General features: G+C 66.5%; 25 protein-coding genes and 1 pseudogene. All 26 read left to right on the top strand.

The window, feature by feature from the left end; all coding sequences use genetic code 11:
* Nucleotides 1-9: 9 nt before the first annotated feature.
* The 26 genes and pseudogenes from Q0X18_RS08200 to Q0X18_RS08075 all read left to right on the top strand — a co-directional run bounded on the left by Q0X18_RS08200 (nucleotide 10) and on the right by Q0X18_RS08075 (nucleotide 15,441).
* Entirely contained in the window at nucleotides 10-267 is a 258-nt protein-coding gene (locus tag Q0X18_RS08200; RefSeq protein WP_277188515.1) for a hypothetical protein, read from the top strand.
* Nucleotides 264-611, top strand: a complete 348-nt coding sequence (locus Q0X18_RS08195) for a hypothetical protein (RefSeq protein ID WP_277188517.1) — start codon at nucleotides 264-266, stop codon at nucleotides 609-611. The genes Q0X18_RS08200 and Q0X18_RS08195 overlap by 4 nt, the downstream gene beginning before the upstream one ends.
* Before the next feature lie 32 nt (nucleotides 612-643).
* Entirely contained in the window at nucleotides 644-1,408 is a 765-nt protein-coding gene (locus Q0X18_RS08190; RefSeq protein WP_297560827.1) for a helix-turn-helix domain-containing protein, read from the top strand.
* Nucleotides 1,401-1,832: a hypothetical protein gene (locus Q0X18_RS08185; protein ID WP_297560824.1), complete on the top strand. Its 432-nt coding sequence runs from the start codon at nucleotides 1,401-1,403 to the stop codon at nucleotides 1,830-1,832. Before Q0X18_RS08190 ends, Q0X18_RS08185 begins: the two co-directional genes overlap by 8 nt.
* Before the next feature lie 60 nt (nucleotides 1,833-1,892).
* Nucleotides 1,893-2,132, top strand: coding sequence for a hypothetical protein (locus Q0X18_RS08180; protein ID WP_027887302.1), 240 nt, complete (start codon nucleotides 1,893-1,895; stop codon nucleotides 2,130-2,132).
* A 10-nt stretch (nucleotides 2,133-2,142) separates the two neighbouring features.
* Nucleotides 2,143-2,487: a hypothetical protein gene (locus Q0X18_RS08175; protein WP_277188525.1), complete on the top strand. Its 345-nt coding sequence runs from the start codon at nucleotides 2,143-2,145 to the stop codon at nucleotides 2,485-2,487.
* A 1-nt stretch (nucleotide 2,488) separates the two neighbouring features.
* Entirely contained in the window at nucleotides 2,489-2,812 is a 324-nt protein-coding gene (locus Q0X18_RS08170) for a hypothetical protein (RefSeq protein ID WP_297560818.1), read from the top strand.
* Nucleotides 2,742-3,278 (top strand): DUF3486 family protein, encoded by a 537-nt coding sequence (locus Q0X18_RS08165; RefSeq protein WP_297560815.1) that lies wholly within the window; start codon nucleotides 2,742-2,744, stop codon nucleotides 3,276-3,278. Before Q0X18_RS08170 ends, Q0X18_RS08165 begins: the two co-directional genes overlap by 71 nt.
* Complete coding sequence (locus Q0X18_RS08160; RefSeq protein WP_297560812.1) at nucleotides 3,265-4,539, top strand: terminase large subunit domain-containing protein; 1,275 nt, start codon at nucleotides 3,265-3,267, stop codon at nucleotides 4,537-4,539. Before Q0X18_RS08165 ends, Q0X18_RS08160 begins: the two co-directional genes overlap by 14 nt.
* The gene (locus Q0X18_RS08155; RefSeq protein WP_297560809.1) at nucleotides 4,539-6,089 is read left to right on the top strand and encodes a DUF935 domain-containing protein; all 1,551 of its coding nucleotides are present in this window, start codon (nucleotides 4,539-4,541) and stop codon (nucleotides 6,087-6,089) included. Before Q0X18_RS08160 ends, Q0X18_RS08155 begins: the two co-directional genes overlap by 1 nt.
* Nucleotides 6,089-7,327, top strand: a complete 1,239-nt coding sequence (locus Q0X18_RS08150; RefSeq protein WP_297560806.1) for a phage minor head protein — start codon at nucleotides 6,089-6,091, stop codon at nucleotides 7,325-7,327. The genes Q0X18_RS08155 and Q0X18_RS08150 overlap by 1 nt, the downstream gene beginning before the upstream one ends.
* A gap of 2 nt (nucleotides 7,328-7,329) precedes the next feature.
* Entirely contained in the window at nucleotides 7,330-7,542 is a 213-nt protein-coding gene (locus tag Q0X18_RS08145) for a hypothetical protein (protein WP_297560805.1), read from the top strand.
* Nucleotides 7,543-7,643: 101 nt separating this feature from the next.
* Nucleotides 7,644-7,946: a hypothetical protein gene (locus tag Q0X18_RS08140; RefSeq protein WP_297560803.1), complete on the top strand. Its 303-nt coding sequence runs from the start codon at nucleotides 7,644-7,646 to the stop codon at nucleotides 7,944-7,946.
* A 33-nt stretch (nucleotides 7,947-7,979) separates the two neighbouring features.
* The gene (locus tag Q0X18_RS08135) at nucleotides 7,980-8,984 is read left to right on the top strand and encodes a phage protease (RefSeq protein WP_297560802.1); all 1,005 of its coding nucleotides are present in this window, start codon (nucleotides 7,980-7,982) and stop codon (nucleotides 8,982-8,984) included.
* Between the two features lie 416 nt (nucleotides 8,985-9,400).
* Nucleotides 9,401-9,493: pseudogene (locus tag Q0X18_RS08130) on the top strand (phage head protein); the annotation flags it as partial.
* 70 nt (nucleotides 9,494-9,563) lie between these two features.
* The gene (locus tag Q0X18_RS08125; protein WP_297560801.1) at nucleotides 9,564-10,301 is read left to right on the top strand and encodes a Mu-like prophage major head subunit gpT family protein; all 738 of its coding nucleotides are present in this window, start codon (nucleotides 9,564-9,566) and stop codon (nucleotides 10,299-10,301) included.
* 10 nt (nucleotides 10,302-10,311) lie between these two features.
* Nucleotides 10,312-10,509, top strand: coding sequence for a hypothetical protein (locus Q0X18_RS08120; RefSeq protein WP_297560799.1), 198 nt, complete (start codon nucleotides 10,312-10,314; stop codon nucleotides 10,507-10,509).
* Nucleotides 10,509-10,979 (top strand): gp436 family protein, encoded by a 471-nt coding sequence (locus Q0X18_RS08115; protein WP_297560798.1) that lies wholly within the window; start codon nucleotides 10,509-10,511, stop codon nucleotides 10,977-10,979. The genes Q0X18_RS08120 and Q0X18_RS08115 overlap by 1 nt, the downstream gene beginning before the upstream one ends.
* A gap of 128 nt (nucleotides 10,980-11,107) precedes the next feature.
* Nucleotides 11,108-11,650, top strand: coding sequence for a hypothetical protein (locus Q0X18_RS08110; RefSeq protein WP_297560797.1), 543 nt, complete (start codon nucleotides 11,108-11,110; stop codon nucleotides 11,648-11,650).
* Nucleotides 11,599-12,150 (top strand): phage virion morphogenesis protein, encoded by a 552-nt coding sequence (locus tag Q0X18_RS08105; protein ID WP_297560795.1) that lies wholly within the window; start codon nucleotides 11,599-11,601, stop codon nucleotides 12,148-12,150. The genes Q0X18_RS08110 and Q0X18_RS08105 overlap by 52 nt, the downstream gene beginning before the upstream one ends.
* On the top strand, nucleotides 12,147-12,419 hold the full coding sequence (locus Q0X18_RS08100; RefSeq protein ID WP_027887319.1) for an HU family DNA-binding protein: 273 nt from the start codon (nucleotides 12,147-12,149) through the stop codon (nucleotides 12,417-12,419). The genes Q0X18_RS08105 and Q0X18_RS08100 overlap by 4 nt, the downstream gene beginning before the upstream one ends.
* Nucleotide 12,420: 1 nt before the next feature.
* The gene (locus Q0X18_RS08095) at nucleotides 12,421-12,921 is read left to right on the top strand and encodes a hypothetical protein (RefSeq protein ID WP_027887320.1); all 501 of its coding nucleotides are present in this window, start codon (nucleotides 12,421-12,423) and stop codon (nucleotides 12,919-12,921) included.
* A gap of 10 nt (nucleotides 12,922-12,931) precedes the next feature.
* Nucleotides 12,932-13,132 carry a hypothetical protein gene (locus tag Q0X18_RS08090; RefSeq protein ID WP_277188549.1) on the top strand — a complete coding sequence of 67 codons (201 nt, stop codon included), beginning with the start codon at nucleotides 12,932-12,934 and terminating at the stop codon, nucleotides 13,130-13,132.
* Entirely contained in the window at nucleotides 13,129-14,553 is a 1,425-nt protein-coding gene (locus Q0X18_RS08085) for a DUF2586 family protein (RefSeq protein ID WP_297560794.1), read from the top strand. The genes Q0X18_RS08090 and Q0X18_RS08085 overlap by 4 nt, the downstream gene beginning before the upstream one ends.
* Before the next feature lie 10 nt (nucleotides 14,554-14,563).
* Nucleotides 14,564-14,995 carry a hypothetical protein gene (locus tag Q0X18_RS08080; protein ID WP_297560793.1) on the top strand — a complete coding sequence of 144 codons (432 nt, stop codon included), beginning with the start codon at nucleotides 14,564-14,566 and terminating at the stop codon, nucleotides 14,993-14,995.
* Between the two features lie 56 nt (nucleotides 14,996-15,051).
* Complete coding sequence (locus Q0X18_RS08075; protein ID WP_297560792.1) at nucleotides 15,052-15,441, top strand: hypothetical protein; 390 nt, start codon at nucleotides 15,052-15,054, stop codon at nucleotides 15,439-15,441.
* The last annotated feature ends 109 nt before the right edge of the window (nucleotides 15,442-15,550 follow it).

The raw sequence follows: 15,550 nt of genomic DNA, 5'->3' as shown, positions 1-15,550 counted from the left end.
AGGTTGCATATGGAAAAGCAAGTGGTCATTCTAGGCGATCCCGAATACCACCTCTGGCTGCACCGCCGGCAGGATGAGATCGTGCTGGAGGTGGCAACACTGGATGGGTTTGTGCTGGACAAGTGGAGCATCGAGCGGGCCGAGGCGGTGCAGGGCCGGGAGGTGCTGCAGGAGGGGGCGGCGGTTGGGCAGGTTGAATGGCAGGGCATTGTGCTGGAGCCCTACGAGGCCCTCGCAGTAGCCAACGCACTAGGAGCACTGCTATGAACGAAACCAACACCAGCGAAATCAAGGTTCGACTGGTCGGCGCGGTGAACGAGATGCACGCCCAGGGCATTGTGGACGCGCTGCATGCCGAGCGGATGATCGCGCGGCTGGTCGGCCAGTACAGCGACTGGCTGGTTAACCCCGGCCCCGACCCCCAGCCGGAGGAAGCGGAGCAGGAGTCCGAGCCCACCGAAGAGCAGGAGCCCCATGCTGGGGAACGGGAATGCCAGTGGTGCGGCCAGCGCTATGTGGCACGCCGAAAAGACTCCAGGCACTGCTCCAAGGCCTGCCAGAACCGGGCCTACCGGGCCCAGCGGAAGCTGAGGGAGGGCCTGGATGCGTAGAGTGCGGCTGGAGGATTTTTTCGGGAGATAACATGAACCCTATCCTGCGCAATAGCCTGATCGGCCTGCTGGCCCTGGCCTACCTGGCCACCCTGGTGATGTCGGCGGGCCACCTGACCAAGTGGTTCGACCTGAGCCTGGGCGGCCTGCCCGGGTACTTCTCCATCGGATTGGCGGTGGGCCTGGAACTACTGGCCTTTACCCTTTCCCTGGCCTCCACCCTCGAGCCCCGCCTGCGCTGGAGCCTGGCCGGGGGGCTTTTCTTCCTGCTCCTGGTCTGGCTGGGCAACCTGCTGGCGATGGCCCGGGTGGCCGACGCCCCCGGCTGGGAGGTGCTGCTCCAGAGCCTATTTGCCCTGGGGCCCCTGGTGGCCGGCAAGGCCATCGGCGAACTGTTGCGGCTGGACTCCCGGCCCCGGCCCGCATCCGCGAGCCCACTCCAGCCGACCAGCTCCACCCCCACCGTCCACATCCAGACCCATGTCCAGACCACCACGGTTCACCAGTCCACCCAGGCGGAGTCCAACGGGAACAACCGAGTCCAGCTTGAAACAGCCCCGTCCGCCCATGCTGAAACGCCACCCCCTGCACTTGGAACACGAGCCCCTTCCCTGGACGAGCGGGCGGCACAGTTGATGGCCCAGCTATCCAGCCAGCCCCTGGGGCCGTCCGCCCTGGCCCGTCAGACCGGGCTGCCCAAGACCACGGTCTACCGGCTGGCGGCCCGGCTGGTGGAGGCCGGCCTGATTGTCCAGACCGCGGATGGCTACGTCCGTCGGGAGGTGGAACATGGATAACCTGCTGCGCTGGCGGGCGGAACACCTGGCCAAGTACCTGTGGTGGGTGGCCTCCGGGGTGAAACAGTGGCAGACCGACCACACCAGCTATGCCCCGGAACTGGAACGGCTGACCGGGCGGGTGGTGCGCCCCGGCTACCTGATCGTCCGGGTGATGGAGCTGCCGGCTTTGGGCATTGAACGGCACACCCTGCGCTTCTGGCGGTCGGCCTATGCCAACCTGCTGGAACAGATGGATCCGGCCATCAAGGACGAATGGGCCGCCTTCCTCCACCGCGCCAGGTGGTCCAGCCTGTGGTACTACGACTCACGGAACCGTCGGGTCAGGCCGGGCAACGAGCACCCGGGCCTGACCCGGTGGACGCTGGAGCTGGCCCGCTGTGCCGAGGTGTTGGACAAACCGGCCTACCAGCAAAATATCTGATACCATTTCCGTAACGTAACCCGCCGCATAACCAGCGGCGGGCTTTTTGTTTGGAGGCGCATGGACGAAAACGAAAACCGACTGCTGGAACATCTCATCCGGGCCATCCGCGCCCCCCGCAAGGCCGAGCGGGAAGCCGAGCTCAAGGAAGCGGAAAACATCCTGCAAGCGCGGAAGGTCATCTTGCAAATCCCCAAACCCCGGGCCCCGGCCTGGTGGCAGAACGAATGGTTCTTCCGCTTCATCGCCACGCTCATTGGCGCCGCCCTGGCGGCCGTGGGCATCAACTGGAAACCTTGAAAGGAGCAAAATGAGCATCTTCAACAAGAACAATCCCCGTCGGGCCGCCCTGATCCGGGGGCGGCTGATCGAGGTGGTCTACTTTGCCGCAATGGGCGACGCCCTGAACCCCGACGACCCCTACACCATGAGCAGGGGGGTGCTGGTGGCGGCACTGGAGCAACTGGGCGAGCTCCCAGCCGAGAACGACCTGCACGCAGCCCTGCGCTACTGCGCGGAGAAGGGCTACCTGGAGGTGGCCTGGCGCAAGGACGGTAGCGGCACCTTCGACCAGGTGCGCCTGACCACCGCAGGCATTGACCTGTATGAAGGCACCCTGCATGACAAGGCGGTGTACTTCGCCTCGAGGCGGTGATATGGAGCGGCTGGATCGCATCGAGGCGCAGATAGATGATTTGCGGGAGGAGCTTCGGGGCCTGCGGTTGGCCCACTCCATCACCCACGAGGAGCTGAGCCACACCCTCCGCGACGTGCGCGATGGGCTCAGCCAACTGCAACTACACCGCCCACCCCGGCTGCGGGTCTGGGCGGCCCTGATTATTGGCGTGTTGGGATTTGGCCTGGGATTTACCGCCCACTGGCGGATTGCGGCCTGGGAGGAGGTGAGGCATGTCCAGTTTGTTCTACCCCCGCGAAGCCCGCTGCAAAATCTGCAACAGCCCACTCCGGGACGAAATTGACGAGATGCTACTGGGGAACCATTGCAAGGAAGACGGCAGCCGCTGGCGCATGGAGGAGATAGTGGACTGGGGCCGCCAGCGCGGCCTGCACACCAGCATGGCCGCCCTATCCCGCCATAAAAACAACCACCTGAACCCGGCCATCCAGGCGGCCCTGGAGACCGAGCGCATGGTGGAGGCCATCAGCCAGGCCACGGGCCGCAAACTCTCGGTGGCGCGGGCCTACGCCAATGCGGTGCTGGCCAAAACCCTGCGGGTGCTGGACGATCTGGACTGGCAGAGCCTGGATGACAACCAGCGGCTGCGGGCCATTGACCGGGGCCTGCGGGCTGGGGAGGTGCTGTCGCGGCTCGAGCGGGCCGATGTGCGCCTGGAGGTGGCGGCCAAGGTCGAGCAGACCCTCTCGGAGGCCGGGGCCGGGGCCGAGATCATCCGGCGGGTGAGGGAGATTTATGGCCTCGAGTGACGTCATCCTGCTGCCCTACCAGCAGCGCTGGGTGGCCGATAAAAGCCGCTTCAAGATCGGCCTGCTGGCCCGCCAGACCGGAAAATCCTTCGCCGCCTCGCTGGAGGCGGTGCTGGACGCCCTGGAGTACCGGGGCAACCTGTGGATTTTCCTCTCCCGGGGCGAGCGCCAGAGCCTGGAGCTGGCCGAGAAGGCCAAGCGGCACTGCGAGGCCATCCGGGTGGTGGCCGAGCTCTACCAGGAAAACTTCGACGTGGCCACCAAGCAGTACGTGATCCAGTTCCCCAACGGCAGCCGCATCATCAGCCTGCCGGCCAACCCCGACACCGCCCGGGGCTACTCGGGCAACGTGCTGCTGGACGAGTTTGCCTTCCACCAGGACTCCCGCGAGATCTGGGGGGCCATCTACCCCACCATCACCCGCAATGAGCGCTACAAGATTCGGGTGATCAGCACCCCCAACGGCCAGAGCGGCAAGTTCTGGGAGCTCTGGCAGGGCGGCGCGGGCGACATCTGGAGCCGGCACCGGGTGGACATCTACGACGCGGTGCGGGAGGGCCTGGCCATAGACCCCGAGGTGCTCCGCCAGGGCATCCGCGACCCCCTGAAGTGGCAGCAGGAGTACCTGCTGGAGTTCGTGGAGGAAAACACCGCCTGGCTGCCCTACGACCTGATCGCCACCTGCGAGAGCGACCAGGCCCGCACCGAGGGGGAGCTGGAGGGCGAGCTGTACCTGGGCATGGACATCGGGCGGCGCCGCGACCTGAGCGTGATCTGGGTGGCCGAGCTGGTGGGGGACGTGCTCTGGACGCGGAAGGTGGTCTGGCTCGAGCGCACCCCCTTCAGCGTCCAGCGGGAGGTGCTCTACGGCCTGCTGCCCAGGGTGCGCCGGGCGGCCATTGACGCCACCGGCCTGGGCATGCAACTGGCCGAGGAGGCCCGCCAGCGCTATGGCAGCAAGGTGGAGCCGGTGCTGTTCACCAACGCGGTCAAGGAGGTTCTGGCCATCACCCTGCGGCGGCGCTTCGAGGATCGGCAGATTCGCATCCCCCCCCACGAACGCATCCGCGAGAGCCTGCACGCGGTGCGGCGGATTGCCACCAGCGCGGGCAACTTCCGCTTTGATGCGGAGCGGGACGAGGCCGGCCACGCCGACGAGTTCTGGGCGGCGGCCCTGGCCGTGCATGCGGCGGCCCGGCCCGGCGGCCCCATCGCCTTCGAGCGGGTGGCCGGCCCCCGGCTGGAGAAAGGAGCCTGGTAATGTGGCTGATTGAACAGGTGCAAAAACTGCTGGGCAGGAAGCCCCCCCTGGCCCCAACGGCCCAAACCCCCAGCGGGCGGGTGCTGGGCGGGGTCTCGCGGGGCCTGGAGCCCGCCGGGCTGGCGGCCATCCTGCGCCAGGCCGAGCAGGGCGACCTGACCAAGCAGATGGAGCTATTCGAGGAGATCGAGGAGAAGGATGCGTACCTGGCAAGCCTCCTACAAACGCGCAAACAGGCGGTGCTGGCCCTGGACTATGAGGTGCTACCCGCCGACGACTCGGCGGAAGCGCAGCGCATCGCGGATCAGGTAGTCGAGCTGCTGCGCAACATCGACCTGGAAACGCTGCTGCTGGACTTGCTGGATGCCACCGCCAAGGGGGTGAGCGTGGTGGCCATGCGCTGGGAGTACCACCGCCTGTCGCGGATGCAGCTCCCGGCGGAGTTCACCTGGGTTCACCCCCGCAACCTGAGCTACGACCCCGACAGCGGAACCTTGCGGATGCGCACCGAAGGGGGCCTGGAACCCATCCCCTACGGTGCGGCCCTGGTGCACCAGTACCGGGCCAAGTCGGGCGCCCCGACCCGGGCCGGGCTGATGCGGTCGCTGGCCTGGCTCTACCTCTTCAAAAACTACGCCGTCAAGGACTGGGTCACCTTCCTGGAGATGTACGGCCAGCCCCTGGTGCTGGGCAAGTACGACCCCACCGCCAGCAAGGACGAGCTGAACGCCCTCAAGGAGGCCGTGGCGGCCCTGGGCCCGGAGGGCCGGGGGGTGATCTCCAAGGCCACCGAGATCGAGTTCAAGGAGGCCCAGCGCTTCGGCAGCGCCGACGCCTACAGCCGCTTCATCGAGCTAATAGAGCGGGAGATGGCGGTGGCGGTGACCGGCTCACCCCTGAGCAGCTTTGACGGGGCGGGGGGCAGCAACGCGATGGCCCTCACGCTGGATAAAATCTCGCAACGGCTGACCCGCTCCGACGCCAAGGCGGTCTATGCCACCCTGCGCCGCGATTTGCTGGTGCCCTTCTGCCATTACAACTTCGACCGGGCCGATCTGGCGCCGGTGGTGGAACCGATTATTCGGGAACCGGAGGATCTGCGCACCGCCGCCGAGACCATCAAAACTTTGGTGGAGGCGGGGACGCCCATCCCCACCTGGTACATCCACGAGCGCTTCCAGATTCCCGCCCCCCAGCCCGAGGACGAGGTGCTCGACCCCATGCGGAACCAGCTCAGGCTGGCCTCGAGGGGGCGGCGGGTGAAGTTGGCCTCGGGGGAGCCAGCGGAGCGGGCTCGAGGCTTTGTCAACGGCATGCTATTTGTGGATGAACTGATTCCATCCGCCGTCAAACAGGCTGCCGCGGTCATGCAGGCCGACCTGGAGCAGGTTGTGCAGGTGATTGAGCAATCACCGGATTATCCCACATTGCGACGAAAACTGGAGACCCTGTACGCCGACCTGGATGCGGGAGCTTTGGCCGAGTTGCTGGAAAATGCCCTGATACTGGCGAACCTGGCGGGCCGGGCCGCGGTGAGGGAGGATCTCTGATGCCCTGGCAGGTGCGGGCCGACCCTCTCCGCTTTGAAGAGGCCGAGGCCTTTCTGCGCCAGAAGGTGCCGCTCGCCCAGCAGGAATACCGCGCACTAACACTGCAAGAGGCGCAGCAGGCCTTCACGTTGGCGGGGGTGGCGCAGCTCGACCTGATCCACGAGACCCTGCAATCCCTCCAGACCGCGTTAGAGGCGGGCACCCCTTACGAGGAGTGGGCCCGTTTGATCGGGCCGCGGCTCTCGGCGGCCTGGGGAGGGGCGAAACCCTGGCGGCTGGAGTTGATTTTCCGCCAGAACATCCTAGGGGCGTATGCCGCCGGGCGGTACGAGCAGCAAACCGACCCCCAGGTGCGGGTTGCCCGTCCCTACTGGATGTACGACGCCGTGCTGGACTCTGGCACTACCCCCATCTGCCGGGGCCTGAATGGCCTGATTCGACCAGCAGACGACCCCGTATGGGAACGCATCTATCCTCCCAACCACTTCGGCTGCCGGGCGGGGGTGCGCAGCCTGACCGGACGTGAGGCAGAGGCCAGGGGAGGGGTAACCCCACTGCCCCCTGGCCTGGAGGTGCCACCCGGATTTGCTCGGCCCCCCACGGCCAGATGGGAACCTGACCCGGCCAAATACCCCCCGGAGCTATGGGAAGCCCTGCAAGGCAAGCTGGCCGAGCGGATTGAGATTGGCCGGGAGATTCTGGAGCTCGAGGGAAGGCTCAGCAGAACCGAAAGGAGGACATTGCTGCGTGGGGTAGAGGGGTTGCGAATCAACCGATGGCTTCGGGAAAATCCCATAGCCGGAATTAAGCTCTTGCCAAAACTGCCGGAAACACGCGAAGGAACAGTATTTTTCGGCAACTACGACCCCAAAACCCGTCGCATAAGTTTGGCCTTCCCGCGCCCAGAACGAACTTGGGCCAGCGATAAACCGCTGGGAGAACTGACTTCCGTGTCGTTTTCAGGCAAGTCTCCGATACAGGCCGTAGCTATCACCCTTGTACACGAGTTGAGCCACCACATTTACAGCGCGCTGCGGGACGACATCGAAAACCGCGTGTTTGTCAGGTACATGGAAACCAAGAAGCAGGGCCGTGTAGTTTCCAGACGCGCCAACATAAATGTTTTGGAGTGGTTTGCGGAGGTAGCCGCCGCATACCGCTTCCTACGCACCGACCTCAGGAGGTTTGACCCCGAGTCGTTTGCTATAATCGAGGAAGTCTTTGAGTCCTTGAGGTAGCTATGTACTTCGAGCAAGCATCCACCATCTACGACCGGATGTACATTGAGTACCGGAAGGGTACCTATACCCGTGGCGATTTTGAGACGGATTGGCCTCAGCTTTTGGAACTGGCTCGCCAAAACCGCGACTGGGAACTGCTACAGGGAGTCAGTCTGATATTGCCTGCCGAGTGGTGGGAGGACAAATTTGCCCAGGCGATTAAGGAGTTCTAACGTCCGTCTAGCAAAAAATCCGGTATAATCGCAGTAATCTCGGCAACCTACCCCCGACTTCGGTCGGGGGTTTCGTTTTGCCGTGGCGGAAGGAGGTGTACATGGACGCATGCAAAGCGCTGGGATTTGCCGTCTGGCTGCTGGGCCAGGGGCCGGTGATTTCGTTCTTGGTGGACGCCCTCAAGCGCATCGCCTGGGTGCAGCAGAACCCCCGCAAGGCGGTGGTGATTCTGAACGCGGTGGCGGCCCTGACCACGGGGCTGACCCTGTGCGGGCTGGGCCTGGAAAACCTGCTGCTGCAGATTGCCACCGGCATCGCGGGCTCGGTGGCGACCTATGAGTTCATCAGCAAACCCCTGGCCGAGCGCCTGGCCCAGCCCGAGCGGCCGGAGCCGCTCGAGTAGCTCCGAAAATCCACCCCGAGGAGGTCGCCCCGTGTGAGACGACGACATACCGGCTTCAACGTTTTTGAGTCCCAGGAGCCGCCCGCCGAGTTTCGGATCTGGGCCTACGGCACGGTGCCCTTCCGCTGGGCCGACGGCAGGCAGATGGACTTCCTGTTCACCCCGGAGGACGCCCAGGAGGTCATCCGGCGGGTGCAGATGCCCGAGCTCCCCATTGACTACGAGCACCGCAGCCAGTCACCGGTGGACAACGGGCCGGTTCCGGCAGCAGGGTGGTTCCAGCTCGAGGCCCGCCCCGACGGCCTGTGGGCCGTCAACGTGCGCTGGACCGAGACCGCGGCCAACCTGCTCAGGGCCGGGGAGTACCGCCACTGGTCGCCGGTCTTCTGGGACGAGGATGGGCACATCCGGCAACTGGACATGATCGGGCTGACCAACCAGCCCGCCACCGTCAACCAGATGCCCCTGGTGGCATCGGCAGTAGGAGATTCCATGCGAGAAAAACTGATTCGAATCCTCGGCCTGGCCGAAGACGCCAGCGAGGAGCAGATTGAGGCTGCCCTGGCCGAGCTGCAGAACCGGGCGGGGCAGCTCGAGCAGGCCCAGGCCCTGCTGGCCGAGGCGGGCATCCAGGCCCCCATCGGCAGCGATGAGGCCCACGGCCAGGCGATGGCCGCTGCCGCCAATGCCCTGCTGGCGGCCCGGGTAAGCGAGCTCGAGGCTGAGCTGGCCACCCTGCGCACCCAGGCCCTGGAGGGCGAGGCCGAGGCGGTGATCGAGGCCGCCCTCAGTGAAGGCCGCATCCACGCGGCCAGCCGCGAATACTGGCTGGATCGCTACCGCCAGAACCCCCGCGCGGTGCGGGCCCACCTGGCCAGCCTGCGGGCCGGGGCAGCCGTCCCCACCGGGCCCCTCCGGCCTCCGGCGGCCCCCGGCGACCCCCTCAGCGAGACCGAAAAAGCCATCATCGCCCAAACCGGCGTGAGCGTGGAGAAGTACCTGGCCACCAAGCGCCGTCTGGAGGAACAACATGCCTGAACGCAACACCCCACAGCAGGGCCTGGGGCCCATCCTCGAGTACTTTGACCTGCCCCTCGAGGCCAACACCACCATCGAGGCCGGCAACCTGGTGGTGCTCAACGCCGCCGGCTACGCCGTGCATGGCAGCACCGCCACCAACCTGCGGGCCGTGGGCCGCGCCGAGCAAACCGTCAACAACCAGGGCGGCGCCCAGGGCGCCAAGCGGGTGCGGGTGAGCCGGGGCGTGTTCAAGTGGCAGAACTCGACCGCCGCCGACCAGATCACCCAGGCCGACCTGCTCAACGACTGCTTCATCGTCAACTCCACCACCGTGGCCCGAGACCAACGGCACCAACACCCGCAGCCGCGCCGGCAAGGTGGTCGGCGTAGAGGCCGACGGGGTCTGGGTCGAAACCTACTAAAGCGAGGGAACCATGCGAATCACCACCGCTGCACTGCAAGCCCTGCGGGTGAGCTTCGAGACCCGCTACAACGAGGCCTACCAGGCCGCCCAGCCCCTATGGAACCGCGTCGCCACCGAGGTGCCCAGCACCACCAGAGAGAACACCTACGGCTGGCTCCTGCAAGATGCTGAAGATGCGGGAGTGGCTGGGCGAGCGGGTCTTCCAGAACCTGGCCGAAGCCTCCTACACCATCCAGAACCGCAACTTCGAGGCTACCGTTGCGGTAGATCGCAACGACATCCAGGACGACAACCTGGGCATCTACAACATGCAGTTCGACCAGATGGGCCAGGCCGCCCGGATGTACCCCGACGACCTGGTGTTCTCCCTGCTCCTGAACGGGCAGTCGAACCTGTGCTTCGACGGCCAAAACTTTTTCGACACCGACCACCCGGTCTCCACGGTAGACAGCAGCCTGGGGGTATATGCCAACTACGCCACCAGCCGCCCCCTCACCACCGCCAACTACGAGGCCACCCGGGCCGAGATGATGGCCTTCCGGGGGGACGACGGCCAGCCGCTGGAAGTGATGCCCACCCTGCTGGTGGTGCCGCCCCAGCTCGAGGGCACCGCCCGCCGCATCCTCAACGCCGACTTCGTGGCCGGTGGGGATACCAACATCTGGAAGGGCTCCGCCGACCTGCTGGTGGTGCCCAAGCTGGCCAGCCAGCCCACCGCCTGGTATTTGCTGGACACGAGCCGCCCCATCCGGCCCTTCGTGTTCCAGAACCGCCAGAACCCCGAGTTCGTCAGCAAGGACGACCCCACCGACGACAACGTCTTCATGCGCCGCCAGTTTGTCTACGGGGTGGATGCCCGGGGGAACGCGGGCTACAGCCTGCCCTTCCTGGCGTACAAGTGCGTCGGTTAGGAGGCCCCCAATGACCCAGTACCGCGTCAAAGTCTCCACCCCCCAGCCGAAGGGGCGCTGGCGGATCGCCCGGCAGTGGTGGCCGGAGCCGCGGGAGGCCCTGGTCTCGCCGGAGGAGCTGGAGCGCCTGCAGGCCGACCCCTTGCTCCGGGTGGAGGTGCTGGAGGAGGTTGAGGCCGACCCGCCCAAGAAGCCTCGAGGCAAATAATGCCCTACCTCACGCTGGACGAGCTCAAAACCCGCAAGCGGGAAGACGCCATGCTCTACGCCCTCGACCCGGAAAACGTGGGCGAGTGGACGGTGCTGGCCGAGGAGCGGGCCGAGGCGGCCATCCAGGACGCCGCCGACACCATTGATAGCTTCGTCAGCCAGCGCTACACCCTGCCGCTGCCGCCGGTGCGGGCGCTCAAGCGCATCAACGCCGACATCGCCTTCTACCTGATTCTGGCCCGCCGGGGCTTCCAGGAGGGCACCGCCGACGATGTGGTGGTGCGCGATTACGAGGAAGCCCTCAAGTGGCTGCGGCTGGTGGCCGAGGGCAAGGCCCAGATTCCCGCCGACGACGGCCAGCCCATCCCACCAGGGGGCTCCCAGGGGGGCGTGGTGCCCTCGGAGGCCAAACCGGAGATCGAATCCGCAGGCCGGGTATTTGGCCGAGACAAACTCAAAGGTTGGTAGCCTGCCTGGCCCAACCGTTGCGGCCAATTTCTGCCCGCGACCCCGGCCCCCTACCCCGAATAGGGAGCAGGGTCTACCCCCGCCTCAAAAACGGTTTTAGAGGCAAGGAGTGAAAAGAATCACAAACTATGAGCAAGGTTGCCCAGATTGCCCTCCAGGCCGTGCGGCGGGAGCTGCCCGGCTTCCCCACCAGCGCGGGCTGGTGCGTGGCGTTTGCCTTTGAGGCCATCGCCCGTGTCTACGAAACGAACCGCTGGTTGCTCTATAGCCGCATCCTGGACTCGGTGCGGGCCGACCCCGACCGCAGCCGCTGGGCGGTGGCGGTGGAGCGGGCCATAGACCGGCTGGACTGGGATGTGTCCGCCGTGGATCGAGACCCGGCCAAGGCCGCCGACCGGGCGGCCCTCCTCAAAATCATCAAGCCCGGCGACCTGCTATTTAGCAGCGTGCCCTTCGACGAGGCGCCCCGCTCCCCCCGCACCGCCCCCGACCGCGAGGGGCACATCGGGATTTACGTGGGCGAGGTGGATGGAGTGCCCAGCGTGGCGGAAAACACCCGCGCCGAGCGGGGCCGCTGGTGGGGGCGCAAAACCGCCCTCCGGCTCACCCCGCTGCAGCAGTGGGACGCCGTCACGACCCTGGGCCGGATTCCGGCCCGGTGGAAGCCGTGAGCGTCACCGGCGCGTTCCGTGAGCTGGATCGGCTGATTCGCTTCGCCGACAGGCTGCGCCAGCCGCAGTTTGCCGCCGGGCTGGTGAAGAACCTGGGCCAGGCTGCGCTGAACCAGATTGACGAGTCCTTCGCGGGGCAAAAAGACCCCTGGGATCGGCCCTGGAAGCCCAGCGCCCGGGCCGAGGCCACCGGCGGCCAGACCCTGCGCAAATCGGCCCGGCTGCAGCGCTCCATGACCTCGCAGTCGGCCCTCAAGACCGACCCCCAGGGCTTCGAGATCGGCACCAACGTGCGCTATGCGGCCACCCACCAGTACGGCGCCACCATCGCCCCCAAGCGCAAGCAAACCCTGCGCTTCCGGGTGGGCAAGGACTGGGTGCAGGCCCGGCGGGTGGAGATTCCGGCCCGCCCTTTCATCCCAGAGCCCGAGCTTTCGCCCCGCTGGGAGCAGGCGCTGGAGGAGGCGGCCCGGGCCTACCTGGAAAAGGAGATTCGATGAACCGAACCGAACTGATCGAGCACATCCACGCGCAGACCGGCCTGAGCAAGAAGCAGGCCCAGGCGGCCCTGAAGGCTGCCCTGACGGCCATCGAATACGCCCTGGCGGACGGCAAGGAGGTGCAGCTCACCGGCTTTGGCACCTTCGTGACCGCCCGCCGTGCGGCCCGCAAGGGCACCCGGCCCGGCAGCGGGGAGGCGATTCAGATCCCCGCCAAGACGGTGGTGCGCTTCCGTCCCGGCAAATACCTGCGGGAGGCGGTGAGCTAGGTTGACCCAGGCCCTGTTCGAGCGGCTCAAGGCCGAGCTGCCCCGGCAGGTGAAGCTCGAGCTGGGTCCCGAGGCCCTGAACCAGCTCGAGGCCCCCCTCAAGCTGGTGCTGGTGCCGGGCCAGGACACCTTCACCGCGCCGGATGGCCGGGCTATCTCGAGCGAGGCCCTGGCCCAGGAGCCACCCCCCGAGCCCAAACCCAAACCCCCCTACACCCGGCTGGCCGGCTATACCCTGCACATCTGGGGCAAGGACTACGCCACCGTGGAGGGCATCCTTTCCGACTGCGTGGCGGCGCTGCGGCGCATCTGCGGAAGCGCCCTGGAGCTCTTCCCCAGCGGCTGGGACGAGGACGAGACCGGCCAGGCGGCGGCCCTGCCCGCCGACAAGCGCCGCTATCAGCTCCGCTTCCGGGTGTTCCTGGAGGTGGGGGCGGCAGAGCCGGGGGTGTATGTGCGGCTCGAGCGGGCCCTGCTCGACCAGACCGAGGTGCTCCCCTAGGAGGAAACACATGGCAAAAAACGACACGACTGCGGAACCCCGCAAACTGCAAACCGTGGAGGAGCTGGCCGCCGAAGCCGGCACCCCGGACTGGCTGCTGGCGGCAGCCCGGGCCAAGCACCGCTGGGTGGTGGGCCAGGAGCTGACCAAGGCGGCCTTTGAGCGGGGTATTGCCGAGGCGGCGAATGAGCCCATCGGAGGTGCGCGATGACCGGCCTGCCCCGGGTAGAGGTCAAACCCCAGGACTTTGGCATCGGCTCGGTGCCGGTTAGCGGGGAGGGAGTACACGTCAAAATTGGGGTGGCCACGGTATTGGCCCCAAATACCCTGGTGACCGTGACCAGCCCCCAGGGCGCCAAGGAACAGGTGGGTGGCAAGCTGGCCGAGGCCGCCGCCCTGGCCTTTGGCGAGGGCACCCAGGCGGTGATCTGCCTGGCTGCCAATCCCAGCGTGGCCGGGGTCGCCGGGGCCGTCACCAAGACCGGCACCGGCACCGCCACGCTGACCCTGACCGGCAGCACCCCCCGCGACGATTACAAGCTCCGGGTGCGCATCACGCGGGCGGCGGCCAACCTCGCAGCGGCCCAGGCCGCTTTCGAATACAGCCTGGATGACGGCAACACCTACAGCCCGGAGACCGCCGTGCCGGTCTCGGGGGTCTACATCATCCCGGACACCGGCCTGACCCTGACCTGGACCGACGGCACCTTCGTGGTGGGGGATACCTATACCGCCACCTGCACCGCCCCCGGCTACACCCTGACCGACCTGATCAACGCCCTGAACGTGCTGTTTGCCCGCACCGAGCTGTCGTATCGGTTCATCCACGTGGTGGGGGCGGCCACCCCCACGGTGGCCGCGGGCGTCAACACCGCCCTGGAAACCCAGGCCAACGACGCCAACAACCCCCGCTTCATTCACGCGATTCTGGACACCGCCGACGATACCGACGCCAACCTGATTGCTGCGTTTTCCAGCTTCACCAGCGTGCGGGTGGGGGCCGGGGGGCGCTACGCGGATGTGGTCAGCCCCATCACCGGCCTGGTGATGAAGCGGCCCTCGGCCTGGGTCATTGCGGGCCGCTACAGCGGGCGACCGGTGGAGGAGCACCCAGGGCGCTACGCCTCTGGGGCGCTCAAAACGGTGGTCAAGCTGCACGGGGACGAATCGGTCACCCGGGCGCTGGACGCGGCTCGCTTCGCCACCTTGCGCACCATCCAGGGCGGCTTCTACATCACCCGGGGCCGGCTGTTCGCCCCGCCCGGCAGCGACTACGAGCAGGTGCAGCTCCGCGAGGTGATGGACGTGGCCTGCGAGATGGCCTACCGGGCCTGGCTGCGCTGGCTCAACGAGCAGATCCAGGTCTCGGCCCAGACCGGGCGGATCCTGGAGCGGGAGGCCCTGCGCATCGAGGCCTACGTGCAGGGGCTGGTTCGCACTGCCTTGCGCGGCAAGGTCTCGATTGACGAGAACACCGACCAACCGGCGGTGTACGTGCGCATTGACCGCGCCGAGAACATCCTCAGCACCAAGACCATCCCCTACGACATCAGCATCGTCCCGCTGGGCTACGCCGAGCGGATCACCGGCAAGGTGCGGTTCTTCAACCCGCAGCTCCAGCCGGTAGCCTAGGAGGTGGCGCGTGGCGATTACCGTACGCAACGGCAAGGTCTACGACAACTCCAGCATCCAGCTCGACCTGGACGGGGAGCGCATCCCGGTGAACGTCGAGCTGGAATACAACACCGGCGAGGTTTCGGAGGAGTACATCTACGCCGGGGGCAAGCCGGTGGGCCGCACCCCCGGCCAGATGGCCCCGGCGGATGTGACCATCAAGATGCCGGTGGATCAGTGGCACCAGTTCCGCGCCAAGTTGGGGGCCAAGTACAAGCGCAAATCCTTCAACGCGGTGGTCACCTTCGTGGATACCGACGAAAACGTCATCATCGACAAGCTTAACGACCTGCGCATCCTGAACGATGCCCTTTCGGCTACCCCTGGCGCGGAGGCCCTGATGGCCGAGCTGACCTGCAAGGCGCTGGACGTGGTGCCCGGCGACCTGGCCACTTTCTGATATTGCTTTGAGCCGGCCCTGCCCCTGGCGGGGCCGGAACCTTTTTGAGGCATAACATGGGAAAGCCCGAAATTTTGACGGACGACCTCGAGGGCCTTTTGCCCCCCACCACCATTACCAGGCTGATTGAATCGCACGGCGACCGCTTGTTTGCCCTGGTGCGCCAGGGCCGTGCGCTGGTGTTTCGCCCGCTCTCCAAGGGCGAATACCGGCTGATGCGGGCCGACCTGGACAAGGCCGCCAGCGGCCAGAAGCTGGCCCTGGACACCTACGCCATCGGCGAGAAGTACGCCAAGGCGGCGCTGGTGTATCCCGAGAAGACCGAGTTCGAGCAGATGTTGGAGGACTACCCCGGCCTGGCCGACGTTATCAGCCAGGACTTGGCGGCCATCGCCCAGATGGCCGAGACGGAGTTCCTTCAACAAATCCGCCGACCTGCTGAATGAGGCCCTGAAGCACCGCGACCGGCCCCTGTTTGCGGGCCAGCTCCTGCTGGCCTACCGGCGGGGAGAAGACTCTCCCGAGGCCCTGGCCGGGGCCGCGCTGGAGGCGGCG

Source organism: Meiothermus sp. (assembly GCF_026004075.1).
Lineage (GTDB): Bacteria > Deinococcota > Deinococci > Deinococcales > Thermaceae > Meiothermus.
Note: the sequence above shows the minus strand (reverse complement) of the source record. Positions and strands in the feature narration are given on the sequence as shown.

Excerpts from the sequence above, each read along its gene's own strand:
- Q0X18_RS08200 (WP_277188515.1), top strand. The coding sequence starts at position 10 with ATGGAAAAGCAAGTGGTCATTCTAGGCGATCCCGAATACCACCTCTGG.
- Q0X18_RS08195 (WP_277188517.1), top strand. The coding sequence starts at position 264 with ATGAACGAAACCAACACCAGCGAAATCAAGGTTCGACTGGTCGGCGCG.
- Q0X18_RS08190 (WP_297560827.1), top strand. The coding sequence starts at position 644 with ATGAACCCTATCCTGCGCAATAGCCTGATCGGCCTGCTGGCCCTGGCC.
- Q0X18_RS08185 (WP_297560824.1), top strand. The coding sequence starts at position 1,401 with ATGGATAACCTGCTGCGCTGGCGGGCGGAACACCTGGCCAAGTACCTG.
- Q0X18_RS08180 (WP_027887302.1), top strand. The coding sequence starts at position 1,893 with ATGGACGAAAACGAAAACCGACTGCTGGAACATCTCATCCGGGCCATC.
- Q0X18_RS08175 (WP_277188525.1), top strand. The coding sequence starts at position 2,143 with ATGAGCATCTTCAACAAGAACAATCCCCGTCGGGCCGCCCTGATCCGG.
- Q0X18_RS08170 (WP_297560818.1), top strand. The coding sequence starts at position 2,489 with ATGGAGCGGCTGGATCGCATCGAGGCGCAGATAGATGATTTGCGGGAG.
- Q0X18_RS08165 (WP_297560815.1), top strand. The coding sequence starts at position 2,742 with ATGTCCAGTTTGTTCTACCCCCGCGAAGCCCGCTGCAAAATCTGCAAC.
- Q0X18_RS08160 (WP_297560812.1), top strand. The coding sequence starts at position 3,265 with ATGGCCTCGAGTGACGTCATCCTGCTGCCCTACCAGCAGCGCTGGGTG.
- Q0X18_RS08155 (WP_297560809.1), top strand. The coding sequence starts at position 4,539 with ATGTGGCTGATTGAACAGGTGCAAAAACTGCTGGGCAGGAAGCCCCCC.
- Q0X18_RS08150 (WP_297560806.1), top strand. The coding sequence starts at position 6,089 with ATGCCCTGGCAGGTGCGGGCCGACCCTCTCCGCTTTGAAGAGGCCGAG.
- Q0X18_RS08145 (WP_297560805.1), top strand. The coding sequence starts at position 7,330 with ATGTACTTCGAGCAAGCATCCACCATCTACGACCGGATGTACATTGAG.
- Q0X18_RS08140 (WP_297560803.1), top strand. The coding sequence starts at position 7,644 with ATGGACGCATGCAAAGCGCTGGGATTTGCCGTCTGGCTGCTGGGCCAG.
- Q0X18_RS08125 (WP_297560801.1), top strand. The coding sequence starts at position 9,564 with ATGCGGGAGTGGCTGGGCGAGCGGGTCTTCCAGAACCTGGCCGAAGCC.
- Q0X18_RS08120 (WP_297560799.1), top strand. The coding sequence starts at position 10,312 with ATGACCCAGTACCGCGTCAAAGTCTCCACCCCCCAGCCGAAGGGGCGC.
- Q0X18_RS08115 (WP_297560798.1), top strand. The coding sequence starts at position 10,509 with ATGCCCTACCTCACGCTGGACGAGCTCAAAACCCGCAAGCGGGAAGAC.
- Q0X18_RS08110 (WP_297560797.1), top strand. The coding sequence starts at position 11,108 with ATGAGCAAGGTTGCCCAGATTGCCCTCCAGGCCGTGCGGCGGGAGCTG.
- Q0X18_RS08100 (WP_027887319.1), top strand. The coding sequence starts at position 12,147 with ATGAACCGAACCGAACTGATCGAGCACATCCACGCGCAGACCGGCCTG.
- Q0X18_RS08090 (WP_277188549.1), top strand. The coding sequence starts at position 12,932 with ATGGCAAAAAACGACACGACTGCGGAACCCCGCAAACTGCAAACCGTG.
- Q0X18_RS08085 (WP_297560794.1), top strand. The coding sequence starts at position 13,129 with ATGACCGGCCTGCCCCGGGTAGAGGTCAAACCCCAGGACTTTGGCATC.
- Q0X18_RS08075 (WP_297560792.1), top strand. The coding sequence starts at position 15,052 with ATGGGAAAGCCCGAAATTTTGACGGACGACCTCGAGGGCCTTTTGCCC.